This window comes from Allocatelliglobosispora scoriae (assembly GCF_014204945.1).
GTDB lineage: Bacteria > Actinomycetota > Actinomycetes > Mycobacteriales > Micromonosporaceae > Allocatelliglobosispora > Allocatelliglobosispora scoriae.
In genome coordinates, this window is the sequence record NZ_JACHMN010000003.1 from 2,955,156 (window position 1) to 2,968,807 (window position 13,652).

Below are 13,652 nucleotides of genomic sequence, written 5' to 3' on the forward strand. Positions count from 1 at the left end.
TCGTAACGAACCCGAGGAGAGTGCCATGACCGACGAGACTGCCGGCGCGCCCCAGGACCGGGCGGTGCTGACCACCAGGCAGGGCCACCCTGTCTTCGACAACCAGAACCAGCGCACGATCGGCTCGCGCGGTCCGGCGACGCTGGAGAACTACCACTTCATGGAGAAGCTGGCCCACTTCGACCGCGAGCGCATCCCGGAGCGGGTCGTGCACGCACGCGGTGCGACGGCCTTCGGGTATTTCGAGGCCACCGGCAAGCTCGGCGACGAGCCGATCGCCCGGTTCACCCGGGCCAAGCTCTTCCAGGAAGCGGGCAAGCGGACCGAGCTCGCGATCCGGTTCTCGACCGTCGCCGGCGGCCGCGACTCCTCCGAGCTCGCCCGCGACCCGCGCGGCTTCGCGGTGAAGTTCTACACCGAGGACGGCAACTGGGACCTGGTCGGCAACAACCTCGCCGTCTTCTTCATCCGCGACGCGATCAAGTTCCCGGACTTCATCCACTCGCAGAAGCCCGACCCGGTCAGCTTCGAGCGCCAGGTGGCGAACCGGGTCTTCGACTTCATCAGCCAGTCGCCCGAGTCGCTGCACATGGTCACGCTCGTCTTCAGCCCGCGCGGCCTGCCGTCGTCCTACCGCACCATGCAGGGCTTCGGCGTCAACACCTATAAGTGGGTCAACGCCGCCGGAGAGACGAAGCTGGTCAAATACCACTGGATCCCGAAGCTGGGCGTCAAGTCACTCACCGCGGACCAGGCGGCAGAGCTTCAAGGCACCGAGTTGGGTACGCACACCAGGGACCTCTACGAGGCGATCGAGCGCGGCGACCACCCGGAGTGGGAGCTGAAGGTGCAGCTCATGGACGACAATGACCACCCGGAGCTCGACTTCGACCCGCTCGACGACACGAAGGTCTGGCCGGAGAACGAGTTCCCGCTGCACACGATCGGGAAAATGGTGCTCGACCGGGTGCCGAAGAACTTCTTCGCCGAGAGCGAGCAGATCGCGTTCGGCACCGGCGTCCTCGTCGACGGGCTGGACTTCAGCGACGACAAGATGCTGGTCGGGCGGACCTTCAGCTACAGCGACACCCAGCGCTACCGGGTCGGGCCCAACTATCTGCAGCTCCCGGTCAACCAGGCCAAGGGCACCCAGGTGCGGACCAACCAGCGCGACGGCCAGATGGCGTTCTATGTGGACGACGCGGGGGCGAATCCGCACGTCAACTACGAGCCCTCCATCACCGGCGGGCTCGCCGAGAGTGCCGATCCGGGACCCCGGGAGCAGGGGCCGGTCATCAACGCGCGGCTGACGCGGCAGCGGATCGAGCGTACCGACGACTACACCCAGGCCGGGCAGCGCTACCTGCTGTCGGAGCAGTGGGAGCGCGACGACCTCGTCACCAATCTGGTCGGGCAGCTGAGCCAGTGCGACCGGCCCATCCAGGAGCGGATGGTGTGGCACCTGTTCATGTGCGAGGACGAGCTGGGCCGGCGCGTGGGGGACGGGCTGGGGATCAGTGCGGACGACGTACGCGGGCTGGCACCGCTGGCCACGCAGACGTTGACCGATGCGGAGCTGGAGCGGGCGGCGAACCTGGGCAAGAACGGTCCCCGCGACGTCACCGGCCTGACGATGACCCACTGCGTCCCCAACGAGAACACCACGGTCTGACCAACCCCCGGCCGTGTGGCGCGGTGCCACGTCGGACCGATGGGGGCATCCACCCATAGTGATCGTCAACCGCGGTCGCCCCGACCGGTCGGGGCGACCGCGGTTGACATACGGATCGCTTAGTCCCCGCCGCCGCCGTCACCCCCGCCGTCTCCGCCGCCGTCGCTGTCGCCGCCGTCATCGGAGTCGTCGTCGTAGTCATCGTCATCGTCGTCATGGTCGTGCCCGTGGTGGCCGCTGCTCCCGCGACGGCGCCGACGGCGCTTGCGGCGGAAGAGGGCGTACATGCCGAGGAAGAAGATCGGGATGGCGAGGAACGCCAGCAGCGTTTCGGTGTTGTCGACGGGAGAGGTGAACGCCAGGCCGGTCAGGCCGGGCAGCTCGTGCGCCTCCAGGGCCAGCTTGGGCGGGCTGGAGGCGTTCACGATCCGGCCCGCTTCGCCGTAGAGGGTGCCCTTGACCGTGGCGCCGCCGGACTGCCAGGCGATCTCGTTGCTCCCCGGCAGCCCCGCGTAGGGCGCCTTGCCGAGGCCGTCGGAGTAAGTGCCCACACTGGACACAGTGGTGATCTCGTCACCGGCGACCTTGGCGATGAGGGGAACGGTGGTGTTGAACGCCAGCAGGAGGCTGTAGAGGACGAGGAGGAGTCCGATGATACGTCGCATGGCGCGCAGACTAGCGGCGATCATCAACGTCCCGCATTCCTCTATCGGATGCCAGACCCAGGACGATCGGCTCGGCTGCCGGTTGAGGCGCTATCCTGCGTTGTCGGCAGCTTCGGTGCTCCATCTATCGAACAGCCGGACCTGGGAGATTTCTTGTTCGCTGGGGGCGCCTTGCCATTCGCCGATGTCAAACAATCGAAGCAGCATGGTGCTCCGCTAGCTGTCGTGTTTATTTCTTTGATACCCCTGGCTTTCAGTGAAGTGTTCTTGGAAGCGCTCTGTGAGGTTCTGGGCCGAACCGAGCCGTGGTGGGGCCTGCTTGCGCTTGATCTCGGACTTTTGTCCTTGATGGGAGTACTCATTTGGGGCTTTGATCGGCGTCCCGTGGCGGCAAGACCCAGGCAGATCCGGTGGTGGGTGGCCGGCGCGGCGCTGACTCTCGTTCTTGACGGCATTGAGACCCTCCTCGAATTCGTTTTCAACCTGAAACCCGGTCAAAACACACCCTTGTGGACTGACATCCTCCTTGCGGCGTTCTACCTGGTATCCCTAGCCGTCATGCTGGCGGCAATCGTGGGAGCCAGTCCGGTCGCCCTTCTGCGGCCACGTGTTCGTCGAGCCGAATCGCATCAGTGGCGGCGTCTGAGGTCGGCGATACCTCTGCTTCTGGGTACCGCCGCAGGCTATGCCGGTGGGCTGATCTGGGATCGCGCCCTCAACAACGATGATCGTAAGTATTATATGGATGGTGCGGTTGGCATGTGTTCTGGCGCCGTCAGCCAGGAATACTTCGCCCAGCTCAGCCAAGTAATCCCGCTTCTGCTCGTCGCCGTGGGCTTGGAAGCCGGACTCTTCCGCCACATGCTGCACGAACCGGTCCAACGTGCGATGACGGCCATGACCGTCATCATTCTGTGCGCCGGTGAAGCGCTGGCGATCTCGACACTGCCGTGGACGAATGCCCGGTGCGGCGACACTTTGCAGGGCTGGCACGAGTATGTCGCGTTCATTTTGACGCTGGAAGCGTGTTCAGTGGCGTTGGCAAGCCTGGTCTGGGCCGTCACCTTCCGGTCCCCCGAGCCTCGGGATCGACGCGGCACTCCTGTTCTCGTAAGAACGGGACGGCGGTAGCTCCGAGACTACGCGGATTCACCTTGCCCGGATCCCGGTCGCCGATCGCTAGGCCCGTGCAACGCCTGACGATAGCTGTGACCTCGGATTGTAGGAGCTGCGTCGAAGGTACGTCTAGCAGCTGCCAAGGTCCTCGCGGCGACCAACGGGAAGAAGCAAATCGTAACGATGAGGTGAGTGCCGACCAGTGCACGCACGAGAAGGCGGTCTGGCCGAGAAGGTGTGTTCGCCGGATAAACCAGTTGTGCGGGTTGCTAGACATACCTGGTGACCGACGTTCAGCTGCGCGACATGACCATCGACGACGTGCCCGCCGTGGCCCGCATCCGTGCCGCGGCGTACCCGTGGATGGTGGCGAGCGTCGACAACCAGCGCAACTGGTTCCGGACCGTGCGCCCGCAGGCGCGGGCGATGCGCCTCGTCGCCGAGGTCGGCGGCGAGGTCGTGGGCTTCGGAACCGGCGGCTTCAACCTCTCCACCGCCGAGCAGGCCGCCGCCGAGGTCAACGTCGCCGTGCTCCCCGATGCCCGCAGGCAGGGGACCGGCACCGCGCTCTACGCCTCGATCGAGGCGCACCTGCGCGAGATCGGCGCCCGCCGGGTCCGCGCCTACGTCCCCGATGAACCCGCCAACCTGAGCTGGGCCGCCGGGCACGGCTACGCCGAGGGTGCACGGGACCGCTACTCCGAGCTTCGGACCGGGTCCCTGCCGCCGATGCCGCCGATCCCGGCCGGGGTCGAGCTGCGGAGCATCGCCGAGGTCGGACCCGAGGCCGTCTACGCCCTGGACATGGCCGCGTCGATCGACGAGCCGGGGGACATGACCTATGACGGGCTGCCCTATGAGCTGTGGCTGCACCGCTACTGGCAGAGCCCCGACATGCAGCACGAGGCGAGCACGGTGGTCGTCGTCGACGGGGTCCCGGCCTGCGGCACGTTCCTGGAGGGCGATCCGGCGACGGGCCGGTGCACCTCCACCGGCACCTGCACGCTGCGCGACTACCGGGGCCGGGGGCTGGCGAAACTCGCCAAGTCCGCCGCCCTGCGCAAGGCGCACGAGGCCGGCCTGCACACGGCGATCACCTGCAACGACTACACCAACGGGCCGATGGTCGCGGTCAACGACTGGCTGGGCTACCGGGTGACAGCGGCGGAGTGGTCGATGCTCAAGCAGCTGTCCTGAGCCGGAGACGACGCCAGGCCCGCAGCTCGGCGCGGAGCTCGGGATCGACGAGGTGCGCGCCGAGCGGGCTGACAGCGGCGACCAGGCGGAACGTGTCGCGGATCAGGTAGGCGTCGGCCGGCCTGGCGGCTCGCGCTTCGCGCACGGTCAACGGGATCCGGGCGAGGCACGCGCGGACCAACTCGTCCAACGGCGGCAGCAGGTCTGCCACCGCAGCGAGGTGCCCGTCGCGCAGGAGCGCGGCGGCGAAGCGGGCGTCCTGCAGCGCCACGTCATAGGCGGTGAAGGCGCCCGCGCGCTCGGCTCGGCGCACCTCCGCCATCCGGTGGGTGACCCATTCGCGCAGCCGGGAGCCCGTGCGCAGCCTGATCTGCCGGTCGAACGCCGCCAGGCTGCGGATCCACGGCGCGACATCGGTCTCGGCCGGGCGGAGCCGGTGGCCGAGCAGCTTCTCGACGCGCTCGATCCGCGCTTCGGCGATCGCCGCACCGGCCGGGTCGGCGTTGCCCCGGCGACCGAGCTGGTGGGTGACGACGGAGCCGAGCGGCTCGTCGCGCCACTTGCGGAAGCCGACCGGCCGCCGTCCGGCGAGGCGCTGCTCGGCCCGGTCGGCAGCCCTGTCGTCGATCGGGCCGTGGACGCCCTGCACGGTGACGAGGGCGGTGGACGCGCCGCGGCGGTCGGCGCGGTTGGCCCGCCGTTTACCGCGGGGGATGTTCTTGCGCGAACTCTTGTCGTTCTCGCCGTAGGTGTTGCGGCGGTCCCGCTCATAACTCAAGCGCTTCTTCTCCTGCGGCGTCACCGGCCCACGGTACGAACCGGCCCGGTCGGCGCGCCAACGAATTCCCGGACACCGCCACCGCGGCACGCCCCGACCGCTGGTGCTCGGTCGGGGCGTGCCGCCGTTCGGCTGGTGCCCTAATTGTTGGTGAGGAGTCCGTCCGGGATGCCGTCGAGGTGCACCTCGACCCACGCGGTGCGCCAGTTCTTGATCTCGTGGTAGCGGCGCAGCTCCACCAGGCCGGCGAGCGCGCCGAGCCAGCCGTCGTAGGGCGGCTGGGTCTCGTCGAATCCGCTGTGGACGAAGGCCAGCCGGGTGCGCCCGTCGGAGTCGGCCAGCTCCCAGGACTGGACCATCTCGCCCCAGTCGATCGACATCGAGCTCCCCGGCTGGATGTCGAGGACGCGCGCGGGATGGGGGTTGGCTTCGAAACCGCCCATCGCCCAGCGGCCGCCCGGGTGCAGCTCGGCCTCGAGTTTCACCCCGGCCCAGCGGGAGAAGTGCTCCGGCTCGGTCAGCGACGTGTAGACGGCCTGTCGGTCGGCGTCGATCAGCACCTCGGCGCGCAGCTCCGGGCTGGTGAAGTCGCACAGCACGAGGGGTTCCCGCCCCTCGGCGTAGTCGGCCAGGTTGGCCAGGGCCAGCGCCCAGTAGGTGTGCATCAGGCTGCGGTCGCCGGGGGTCGTCAGGACCTCGGGCCAGCCCGGCACCTCGGTCTGGGTGAGCGTGAGCAGCGTCGATTCGCCGTCGGCACCGGAGTCGTCGACCAGTCCGATCTCGACGGAGGTGGCGACGCCGTCGAGGTCCCAGTCGAAGCGCAGCGAGCCGTCGTCGGCGTGCCGCAGGCGCTGGTGCGGCGCTTCGCCGTCCGGGGTGAAGCGGCCCCAGAACCGGTAGCGGTCGGGCAGGTCCACCTCGGCGTGCTCGGCCAGCCAGACCCGTAGTGCCGCCGGGTCGGTGAGGGCGCGGTGCACCGCGCCGCGCGGGGCGGCGATCCGGATGCGCTTCTTCAACGTGGTCATCGGTCTTCTTCTCCTCGTCGGCTGCTGTCGTCTTCGTCGTGGGAGCGGTCGGGGTAGCAGGCGACGGCGAGCCGGAACGCGTCACCCTCGGCGCCGCCGTACTTCGTGAAGAGATCCTGCAGCGCGGCCTTCAGATCGGCCATGAACTCGGGGCGCCGGTCGGGGCGCACCCGGATCTCGCCGGCGACGCCGAGGGACGGCAGGTCCGGCTCGGCGGTGCGGAGCCCGGCGGCTCGGCGGGCCGCCTGGGTGTGGAGGGCGGCGACGTCGGACTGGACGTCCTCCATGAGGTCGAGCAGGTAGCCGAGGCTGGCCTCGTCGCGTTGCTGGCGCTGGCCGATCCGGCCGACGAGGCGGGGAGAGAGCCAGTAGGCGCGCGCGGTGGCCTGGTAGACGCCCTCGTTGATGCCGCGCACCCGGCGCTCGGCGACCTGGGTGGCGATGCCGTGCTCGACCAGCCGCTTGACGTGGTAGTAGACGCGCTGCTGGGTCTGGTCCAGCCGGGCGGCGACCTCGGTGCACGACCGCGGCTCGGCCAGCTGCCGCAGCACCTCGATGCGCTGTGGTTTGAGCAGCGTCTCGGCCTGCTCGACCCGCTCCAGGTACAGGAGATCCCTCATCACAAAAATCATCCTGTACGCACAAAATAGTTTTGTCAATCGGCTGTGCTTCGGGCGGCGCTCCCGCGTTCGGCGCGCCGCTCAGAAGATGTAGGGCCACCCGGCGGCGTCGTAGCCGATGCTGTTGATGCCCAGCAAGGACGCGCCGTTGTCGGCGTAGTAGTGGTAGAAGAGCTGGTCGCCATCGGTGTCGGCGATGACCGCCTGGTGGCCCGGGCCGTGGATGCCGCCGTGGGAGGCGAGGAGCTGCGTACCTCCGCCGGCGGCCATGTCGGTGCCGTTGCGGTCCAGGAAGGGGCCGGTCGGACTGGCCGAGCGGCCGACCATGATCCGGTAGGTGCTCGCGGCTCCGCGGCAGCACAGGTCGAACGAGACGTAGAGGTAGTACCACGTGCCGCGCCGGAACACGAAGGGCGCCTCGATGGCGCCGCCGCCACGGCCGGCGATCCCGCGTACGGTGCCGTCGAGGCGCCGACCGGTCGCGGGGTCCAGTTGGACGAGCTTGATCCCGGACCAGAACGATCCGAAGGTGAGCCACCACCGGCCCTGGCTGTCGGTGTAGAGGTTCGGGTCGATGGCGTTGAAATTGTCGGAGGTCCGCGATTCGATGACGAGGCCCTGGTGGGTCCAGGTGCCGGTGGCGCCGGTGGTGCTGGTGGCCAGGAATATGGCCGACCGGTTCGAGCCGAACGTCGAGGCGGAGTAGTACAGGTAGTAGCGCCCGTTGCGGTAGGAGATGTCGGGTGCCCACAGGTTGCGGCTGTTGTTCGTGTAGGTCAGCGTCCACGGTGCGCCGTTGGGGAAGACGGTCCCGGCATTGCGGAACGTGATCCGGTCGGTCGAGGTCTTCAGGGTGATGTTGTTCCCGGTGTGCGCCAGCAGGTAGCCGCCCTGCGGGCGGGTGACGACCGCCGGGTCGTGGACGCCGATGTCGCCGGTCACGTAGCCGGGGTCGGGGTAGTTCGGCGCCGCCGACGCGGCACACTGATCGACGGCGACTCCGCCGATGGCCGCCATGGCGGTGGTCACGCCCGCGGCGAGCCACGCCCGCCATCCGTGCCGTCGGGAGAGCCGGGAGGGTGCTTCGGTGGAGGTGAACACGGCGAGCGTCCCTTCCGCGAAGGTGATCAGGATGTTCAGCAGTCCCGGGCCGCCGGACCGCCCATGCCGCGGTCCGGCGGCCCGGGACCGGTCCTGCTACGGAGCGATCGACCAGAGCTGGCACGGGTTGTTGAGCCACATCCACAGGCGTGCGGGCGTACCGTTCGCCGTTCCGCAGTCCTGGTCGTCGAGGACCATGCCGCTGTTCTCGACGACGAGCTCGTATCGGCCGTTGCCGGCGGGAATGACCGCCCACTGCTGGCACAGGTTGCCGAGCGACTGCCACAGGTTGACGGCGGTGCCGAGGGCCTGCCCGCAGCCGACCGCGTCCAGCACCTTGTTGGCGTTGACGTTCGTCAGCGTCCACTTGTTGGCACCGACGCTGTTGAAGCGCCACTGCTGGCACGTGTTGCCCAGCGGCTGCCACTGGTCGATCTGCGTACCGTTGGCGGTGCCGCAGTTGACCGCGTCGAGCACCTTGCCGCTCTGGAGGTTGGTCAGGCGGTAGGTGGCACCGTTCACGGGGAAGCCGACGCTCTTGCTGTAGCCGACCGACACGATGTTGGCCTGCACCGAATTCTCGGTGGCGTCGCTCGGGTAGCCGCTGGTCATGACGCCCTCGAAGAAAGAGCCTACGGAGCCGTTGCTGTTGTCGCCGCCGATGCCGAGGATGATCGCGCCCTGCTTGGTCATCGGCCGGTAGCCGGCCTGGGTCGGCAGGCCGCCGTTGTAGCGGGTCGTGAGGCCCCCGGACTGCGCGTTGCCGTCCTTGATGGCGTAGGTGGTGGTGCCGTTGTTCTTCAGCACCGCGGTCACGAACGCCGAGGAGCGGCCGGTGTTCGCGGTCCAGGAGCCGTTGCCGCCCGCGAAGAGCCCGTTCTCGAGGTCGGCGGCGACCCGGGGGCCGCCCGCGCACGGCGAGAACCAGCACAGCGTGCCGAAGTAGATCGCGTCCATGTCGCCGTTGCCGGTGTCCATGTTGTTGGTCTCGGCGTTGCCGTAGTCGAAGCAGCACCGGTCGTTGGTGTGCGTGCCCTCGGTGACCATGTACATGCCCTCGGGCTGGCTGCCGGTCGCGATGCCGTTCGTCGCGTTGTTGCGGTAGCCGTTGCCCGCCGAGATGTAGACGCCGTAGACCTTGTGGCCACCCGCGGTGACGGGCAGTGCCGCCGCGTTCGAGCCCTGGTCGGCGGTGGGGTTGGCGCCGCCGCCGGGTGCGATGGTGAGATCGTTGTGACGCGAGGTCTGGTCATAGATGCGCACGATCGTGCAGTAGGTACCCGAGCAGAACGAGTCCTGCGCGGCCGCGTTCGCGTAGCCGCCCGCGCTGAGTACGCCGATGTTGGCGGTCGCGCCGTCGGACCAGCGCCGCACCTGGTAGAGCGCACCGTTGTAGGTGCCGAAGAGCGCGCGGGTGGTGCTGTGCGCGGCGACGCACGGCGTGCCGCCGTTGGCGTAGATGTCGCAGGAGAGCGTGCCCGCCGCCTGCGCGGGAGCGGACGCCGTCACCAGCACGGTCATGCCGAGCGCGGCGGCGGCGCCGAGAGCGAGGATGGATCGCCGCCATCGAGTTGAGGACCAGGGAGCCATAAGAGTCCTTCCATATGCATGCCACGCACGCGAAATGCGAAGTAAAACATCGATGACCACCGGTGTTAACGTTAACATTGCTCCGAAAGAGCCCGCGGTTGTTAACGTTAACGGAGCCTTACATGGATGTTTCGATCCGTCAACAGACTCCCGCGGGCTGAGTGTTTATGGCATCACGCGACGTCGGCCGCGCCGACGATCTCGACCCCGGAGGTCCGCAGGCTCGCAGCCGGGCGGGTGAGCCAGGGCCAGAACTTCTGCCGCGTCTTGACTGGACGCCGCAGGCTCCGTCAGAGTCAACCACCACGATCCATCTACGACAGCGAATTGCGGATGCCACCCAACAGCTCCAACGACCCGGCGCTCGTCGTCGCGGCGCAGGCCGGTGATCAGCGGGCGCTCGACGACCTGATCGCCGCCTACCTGCCCTTCGTCTACACGATCGTGCGCAGGGCGATGATCGATCCTCCCGAGTGCGACGACGTCGTGCAGGACAGCATGGTGCGAGCCCTGCGGGAGCTGCGGGAGCTGCGCACCCCGGAGAGCTTCCGGGCCTGGCTGGGCGCCATCACCGTTCGGCAGATCAGCACCCACCTGCACCGGCGGAGCGTCAACGCCCGGCGTACCGCCCCCTTGGACGACCTGGCCGGAATGCCGGACGCCGACGCGTCCTTCGAGGGTTTGACGATGCTGCGGCTGGACCTGGCCGACCAGCGCCACCAGGCGGTACGCGCCGCGCGCTGGTTGGACGGCGACGACCGGACGCTGCTGTCGCTGTGGTGGCTGGAGGTCGCGGGCAAGCTGTCGCGTACCGAACTCGCCACGGCGACCGGGGTGAGCGTCGCGCACGCCGGGGTGCGCGTCCAACGGATGCGCCAGCAGTTCGACCAGTGCCGTGCCCTGGTCGCCGCGGTGTCGGCGCAGCCGCGCTGCACCGATCTCGACGGGGTGCTGAAGGGCTGGGACGGTACGCCCAGCACCGCCTGGCGCAAGCGGATCACCCGGCATGTCGGTTCCTGCGGCACCTGCACGCCCACCGTCGACCGGCTGGTGAGTGCGGACCGGCTGCTCGTCGGGGCGGCCCTGCTCCCTGTCCCGGCCGCGCTCGCCGCCGCGCTGATCGGCAAGGGCGCGCTCGCCGGTGCCGCATCGTCGGCGGCGCTGACGGCCGGAGCGAAGGCGGGCCTGCTGGGGAATCTGACGAAGGCGGTCGCGTCCCACTCCGTCGTCACGGTGCTCGTCGCGGGCACCCTGGCTGCGGGCACGACGGCCGCCGTCCTGAACTGGCCCGCCAGCCCTCCGGCGCTCCCGGCGGTAGCGGCGCCGCTGCCTCCGGCTGACACCCCGGCGCTGCCGAGCCCGTCCGCCGCCCAACCGAGCCCCTCCGCCGCCCAGGCCAGCCGCCGGTCGAGCCCGAGCCCCTCCCGCAGCGCAGCCGGGCCGCTGACGGCTGGACCCGCCTCGCTGGAGTCAGCCGCGCAGCCCGGCCACTACGCCACCATCCAGAATGGTGTCGGCGTGCTGGCGGCCCTCTCGGCGACGAGCGCTGCCACAGCCCGCCAGCAGGCCACCTTCGACGTGGTGGCGGGCCTGGCCGACGCCGGCTGCTTCTCCTTCCGCGCAGCCGACGGACGGTACCTGCGCCACCAGAACTGGCGGACGAAGTCGAACTACAACGACGGCACCGAGCTCTTCCGGTCGGACGCGACGTTCTGCGTCCGACCGGGATCGACGAGCTCATCGCTGGTCTTCGAGTCCCAATACGCGGGGTGGTTCCTGCACCGCCGGGGTGGCGAGCTGTGGGTCGACTACACCGACGGCAGCGCCGCGTTCCTCGCGGACAGCTCCTTTCGGATCCGGCCGCCGCTTGCGGATCGGTGAGCCTGCCGCTCGCGGATCGGTGAGCCCGCCGACACGGCGGTGCGGTGCCGGAGGGCCGCCGCGGGCAGCCACGCGGGATGGTACGCGGTCACCAACTGTGCATCGTCCCGTCTTCGAGGCGGTTGACCGGCAGCGCCGCCGGGCGGTAGGGGTACCGTGCGGCGAGCTCCTCGTCGATGTCGACGCCGAGGCCGGGCTCCTCGGACGGGTGCAGGTAGCCGTCGGCGAAGTGGTAGCCGTGCGGGAAGACCGCGTCGGTCTCCGGGGTGTGCCGCATGTACTCCTGCAGCCCGAAGTTGGGGATGCTGAGGTCCACGTGCAGCGCCGCCGCCATGCAGACCGGCGACAGGTCGGTGGCGCCGTGCGAGCCGCTGCGGACGTGGTGCAGCGCCGCCAGATCGAAGATCCGCCGCAGGTGGCTGATCCCGCCGGCGTGTACGACGGTGGTGCGGATGTAGTCGATGAGCTGCTCCTGGATCAGCTCCCGGCAGTCCCAGACGGTGTTGAAGACCTCGCCGACGGCGATCGGGGTGGTGGTGTGCTGCCGGATGAGGCGGAAACCCTCCTGCAGCTCGGCGGGGACCGGGTCCTCCATCCACGTCAGCGCGTACGGCTCCAGGCTCTTGCCCAGCCGCGCCGCCTCGATCGGGGTGAGCCGGTGGTGCACGTCGTGCAGCAGCTTCAGCCCGGGGCCGAACGCGTCGCGGACCTGCGCGAAGACGCCCGGCACGTGGGCGAAATAGCGGTCGGTCGACCAGACCGCCTCGCTGGCGATCGCGGCGTCGGCGGGCTCGTAGTACATCTGGCCCCGGCCGACGCCGTAGGTGGTCGCGAGCCCCGGCACCCCGGTCTGGACCCGCACCGCCTTGTAGCCGAGGTCCACATAGCGGGCGACCTCGGTGAGCACCTCGTCGACCGTCTCGGCGCTGGCGTGGCCGTAGACGGTGACGCCGTCGCGGCAGCGCCCGCCGAGCAGCTGGTAGACGGGCAGCCCGGCGACCTTTCCTTTGATGTCCCACAGCGCGGTGTCGACGGCGGCGATCGCGGTCATCGTCACCGGGCCGCGCCGCCAGTAGGCTCCCTTGTAGAGGTACTGCCAGGTGTCCTCGATCCGGGCCGGGTCCCGGCCGATCAGCGCCGGGATGACGTGCTCGGTCAGATAGGCGGCGACGGAGAGCTCGCGGCCGTTGAGGGTGGCGTCGCCGACCCCGGTGACGCCGTCGTCGGTGATGATCTTCAGCGTGACGAAGTTGCGGCCCGGGCAGGTGACGATGACGCGAGCATCGACGATCTTCACGTGCCCAGCCTGAAATTCGCTTCCGCCGATGTCAAGAGGTACCGGGAAGGCGCTGCGGCCGGCTGCCGATCTCCCGGCCTCGTTAGGCTGGGCCGATGAGCGTGACTGACGGGCGATCCGGGCCGCCGCGCTTGCGGCTCGCCGGAGCGGACGACTTCGAGCAGGTCGCGGCCCTGCACGCCGACAGCTGGCGGCGGCACTACCGGGGTGCCTTCGCCGACTCCTACCTCGACGGCGACGTCCTCGCCGAACGCCGGGCGGTGTGGGCGGAGCGGCTGGCGGCTCCCGCCGGCACCGAGACCGTCCTCGCCGAGCAGGGCGAGGAGCGCCTGGTGGGCTTCATCCACGTCGTGTTCGACGACGACCCGCGGTGGGGGAGCTTCATCGACAACCTGCACGTCGCCCACGACCAGCGCCGCACGGGCATCGGCTCACTGCTGCTGGGGCAGGTCGCCCGGACCGTCGCCGAGCGGCCGACCGGCGGCGGGCTCTACCTGTGGGTGCTCGAGCAGAACGCAGCCGCGCAGCGGTTCTACATCGCCGCCGGTGCCACCTGCGTCGAAACGGCGACAGTGGCTCCGCCGGGCGGCGATCCGACACGGCTGAACGGCCATCCGCGCAAGCTGCGCATGGTGTGGGCGGCCGATGCGCTGGTCTGAGACGGTCGTGGGCCGCCGATTGTCTTTCGCTCCAACGTCGTCTTCTCGATA

12 protein-coding genes are annotated in these 13,652 nt (G+C 69.3%); 5 read left to right on the top strand and 7 right to left on the bottom strand.

Annotation, left to right across the window (positions count from 1 at the left end; genetic code table 11):
* Positions 1-25: 25 nt before the first annotated feature.
* Positions 26-1,672: a catalase gene (locus F4553_RS39355; RefSeq protein WP_184846743.1), complete on the top strand. Its 1,647-nt coding sequence runs from the start codon at positions 26-28 to the stop codon at positions 1,670-1,672.
* 119 nt (positions 1,673-1,791) lie between these two features.
* On the opposite strand, the gene F4553_RS39360 is transcribed toward F4553_RS39355, so the two are convergent.
* A complete protein-coding gene (locus F4553_RS39360) occupies positions 1,792-2,337 on the bottom strand; it encodes a hypothetical protein (RefSeq protein ID WP_184846745.1) in 546 nt (181 codons plus the stop codon).
* A gap of 153 nt (positions 2,338-2,490) precedes the next feature.
* Here F4553_RS39360 and F4553_RS39365 point away from each other — a divergent pair, with 153 nt between their 5' ends.
* Positions 2,491-3,468 (top strand): hypothetical protein, encoded by a 978-nt coding sequence (locus tag F4553_RS39365; RefSeq protein ID WP_184846747.1) that lies wholly within the window; start codon positions 2,491-2,493, stop codon positions 3,466-3,468.
* Between the two features lie 267 nt (positions 3,469-3,735).
* A complete protein-coding gene (locus F4553_RS39370; protein WP_184846749.1) occupies positions 3,736-4,650 on the top strand; it encodes a GNAT family N-acetyltransferase in 915 nt (304 codons plus the stop codon).
* On the opposite strand, the gene F4553_RS39375 is transcribed toward F4553_RS39370, so the two are convergent.
* The 5 genes from F4553_RS39375 to F4553_RS39395 all read right to left on the bottom strand — a co-directional run bounded on the left by F4553_RS39375 (position 4,634) and on the right by F4553_RS39395 (position 9,764).
* Entirely contained in the window at positions 4,634-5,452 is an 819-nt protein-coding gene (locus F4553_RS39375) for a hypothetical protein (RefSeq protein ID WP_184846751.1), read from the bottom strand. The genes F4553_RS39370 and F4553_RS39375 overlap by 17 nt on opposite strands.
* A gap of 116 nt (positions 5,453-5,568) precedes the next feature.
* Complete coding sequence (locus F4553_RS39380) at positions 5,569-6,453, bottom strand: SRPBCC family protein (protein ID WP_184846753.1); 885 nt, start codon at positions 6,451-6,453, stop codon at positions 5,569-5,571.
* Entirely contained in the window at positions 6,450-7,073 is a 624-nt protein-coding gene (locus F4553_RS39385; protein ID WP_184846755.1) for a winged helix-turn-helix domain-containing protein, read from the bottom strand. The genes F4553_RS39380 and F4553_RS39385 overlap by 4 nt, the downstream gene beginning before the upstream one ends.
* A gap of 81 nt (positions 7,074-7,154) precedes the next feature.
* The gene (locus F4553_RS39390) at positions 7,155-8,174 is read right to left on the bottom strand and encodes an arabinan endo-1,5-alpha-L-arabinosidase (RefSeq protein ID WP_312875556.1); all 1,020 of its coding nucleotides are present in this window, start codon (positions 8,172-8,174) and stop codon (positions 7,155-7,157) included.
* 96 nt (positions 8,175-8,270) lie between these two features.
* Entirely contained in the window at positions 8,271-9,764 is a 1,494-nt protein-coding gene (locus F4553_RS39395; protein ID WP_184846757.1) for an arabinofuranosidase catalytic domain-containing protein, read from the bottom strand.
* Between the two features lie 333 nt (positions 9,765-10,097).
* Here F4553_RS39395 and F4553_RS39400 point away from each other — a divergent pair, with 333 nt between their 5' ends.
* Positions 10,098-11,645, top strand: a complete 1,548-nt coding sequence (locus F4553_RS39400; RefSeq protein WP_184846759.1) for a sigma-70 family RNA polymerase sigma factor — start codon at positions 10,098-10,100, stop codon at positions 11,643-11,645.
* A gap of 88 nt (positions 11,646-11,733) precedes the next feature.
* Here the strand turns inward: F4553_RS39400 and manD are convergent, their stop codons facing one another.
* Positions 11,734-12,942, bottom strand: coding sequence for a D-mannonate dehydratase ManD (gene manD, locus F4553_RS39405; protein WP_184846761.1), 1,209 nt, complete (start codon positions 12,940-12,942; stop codon positions 11,734-11,736).
* Positions 12,943-13,037: 95 nt separating this feature from the next.
* Between manD and F4553_RS39410 the strand changes: the two genes are divergently transcribed.
* The gene (locus F4553_RS39410; RefSeq protein WP_184846763.1) at positions 13,038-13,601 is read left to right on the top strand and encodes a GNAT family N-acetyltransferase; all 564 of its coding nucleotides are present in this window, start codon (positions 13,038-13,040) and stop codon (positions 13,599-13,601) included.
* Positions 13,602-13,652: the final 51 nt, after the last annotated feature.

Bases quoted from the DNA above. Each gene is read 5' to 3' on its own strand.
- F4553_RS39410 (WP_184846763.1), top strand. From the start codon at position 13,038: ATGAGCGTGACTGACGGGCGATCCGGGCCGCCGCGCTTGCGGCTCGCC.
- F4553_RS39395 (WP_184846757.1), bottom strand. From the start codon at position 9,764: ATGGCTCCCTGGTCCTCAACTCGATGGCGGCGATCCATCCTCGCTCTC.
- F4553_RS39400 (WP_184846759.1), top strand. From the start codon at position 10,098: ATGCCACCCAACAGCTCCAACGACCCGGCGCTCGTCGTCGCGGCGCAG.
- F4553_RS39360 (WP_184846745.1), bottom strand. From the start codon at position 2,337: ATGCGACGTATCATCGGACTCCTCCTCGTCCTCTACAGCCTCCTGCTG.
- F4553_RS39385 (WP_184846755.1), bottom strand. From the start codon at position 7,073: ATGAGGGATCTCCTGTACCTGGAGCGGGTCGAGCAGGCCGAGACGCTG.
- F4553_RS39355 (WP_184846743.1), top strand. From the start codon at position 26: ATGACCGACGAGACTGCCGGCGCGCCCCAGGACCGGGCGGTGCTGACC.
- F4553_RS39380 (WP_184846753.1), bottom strand. From the start codon at position 6,453: ATGACCACGTTGAAGAAGCGCATCCGGATCGCCGCCCCGCGCGGCGCG.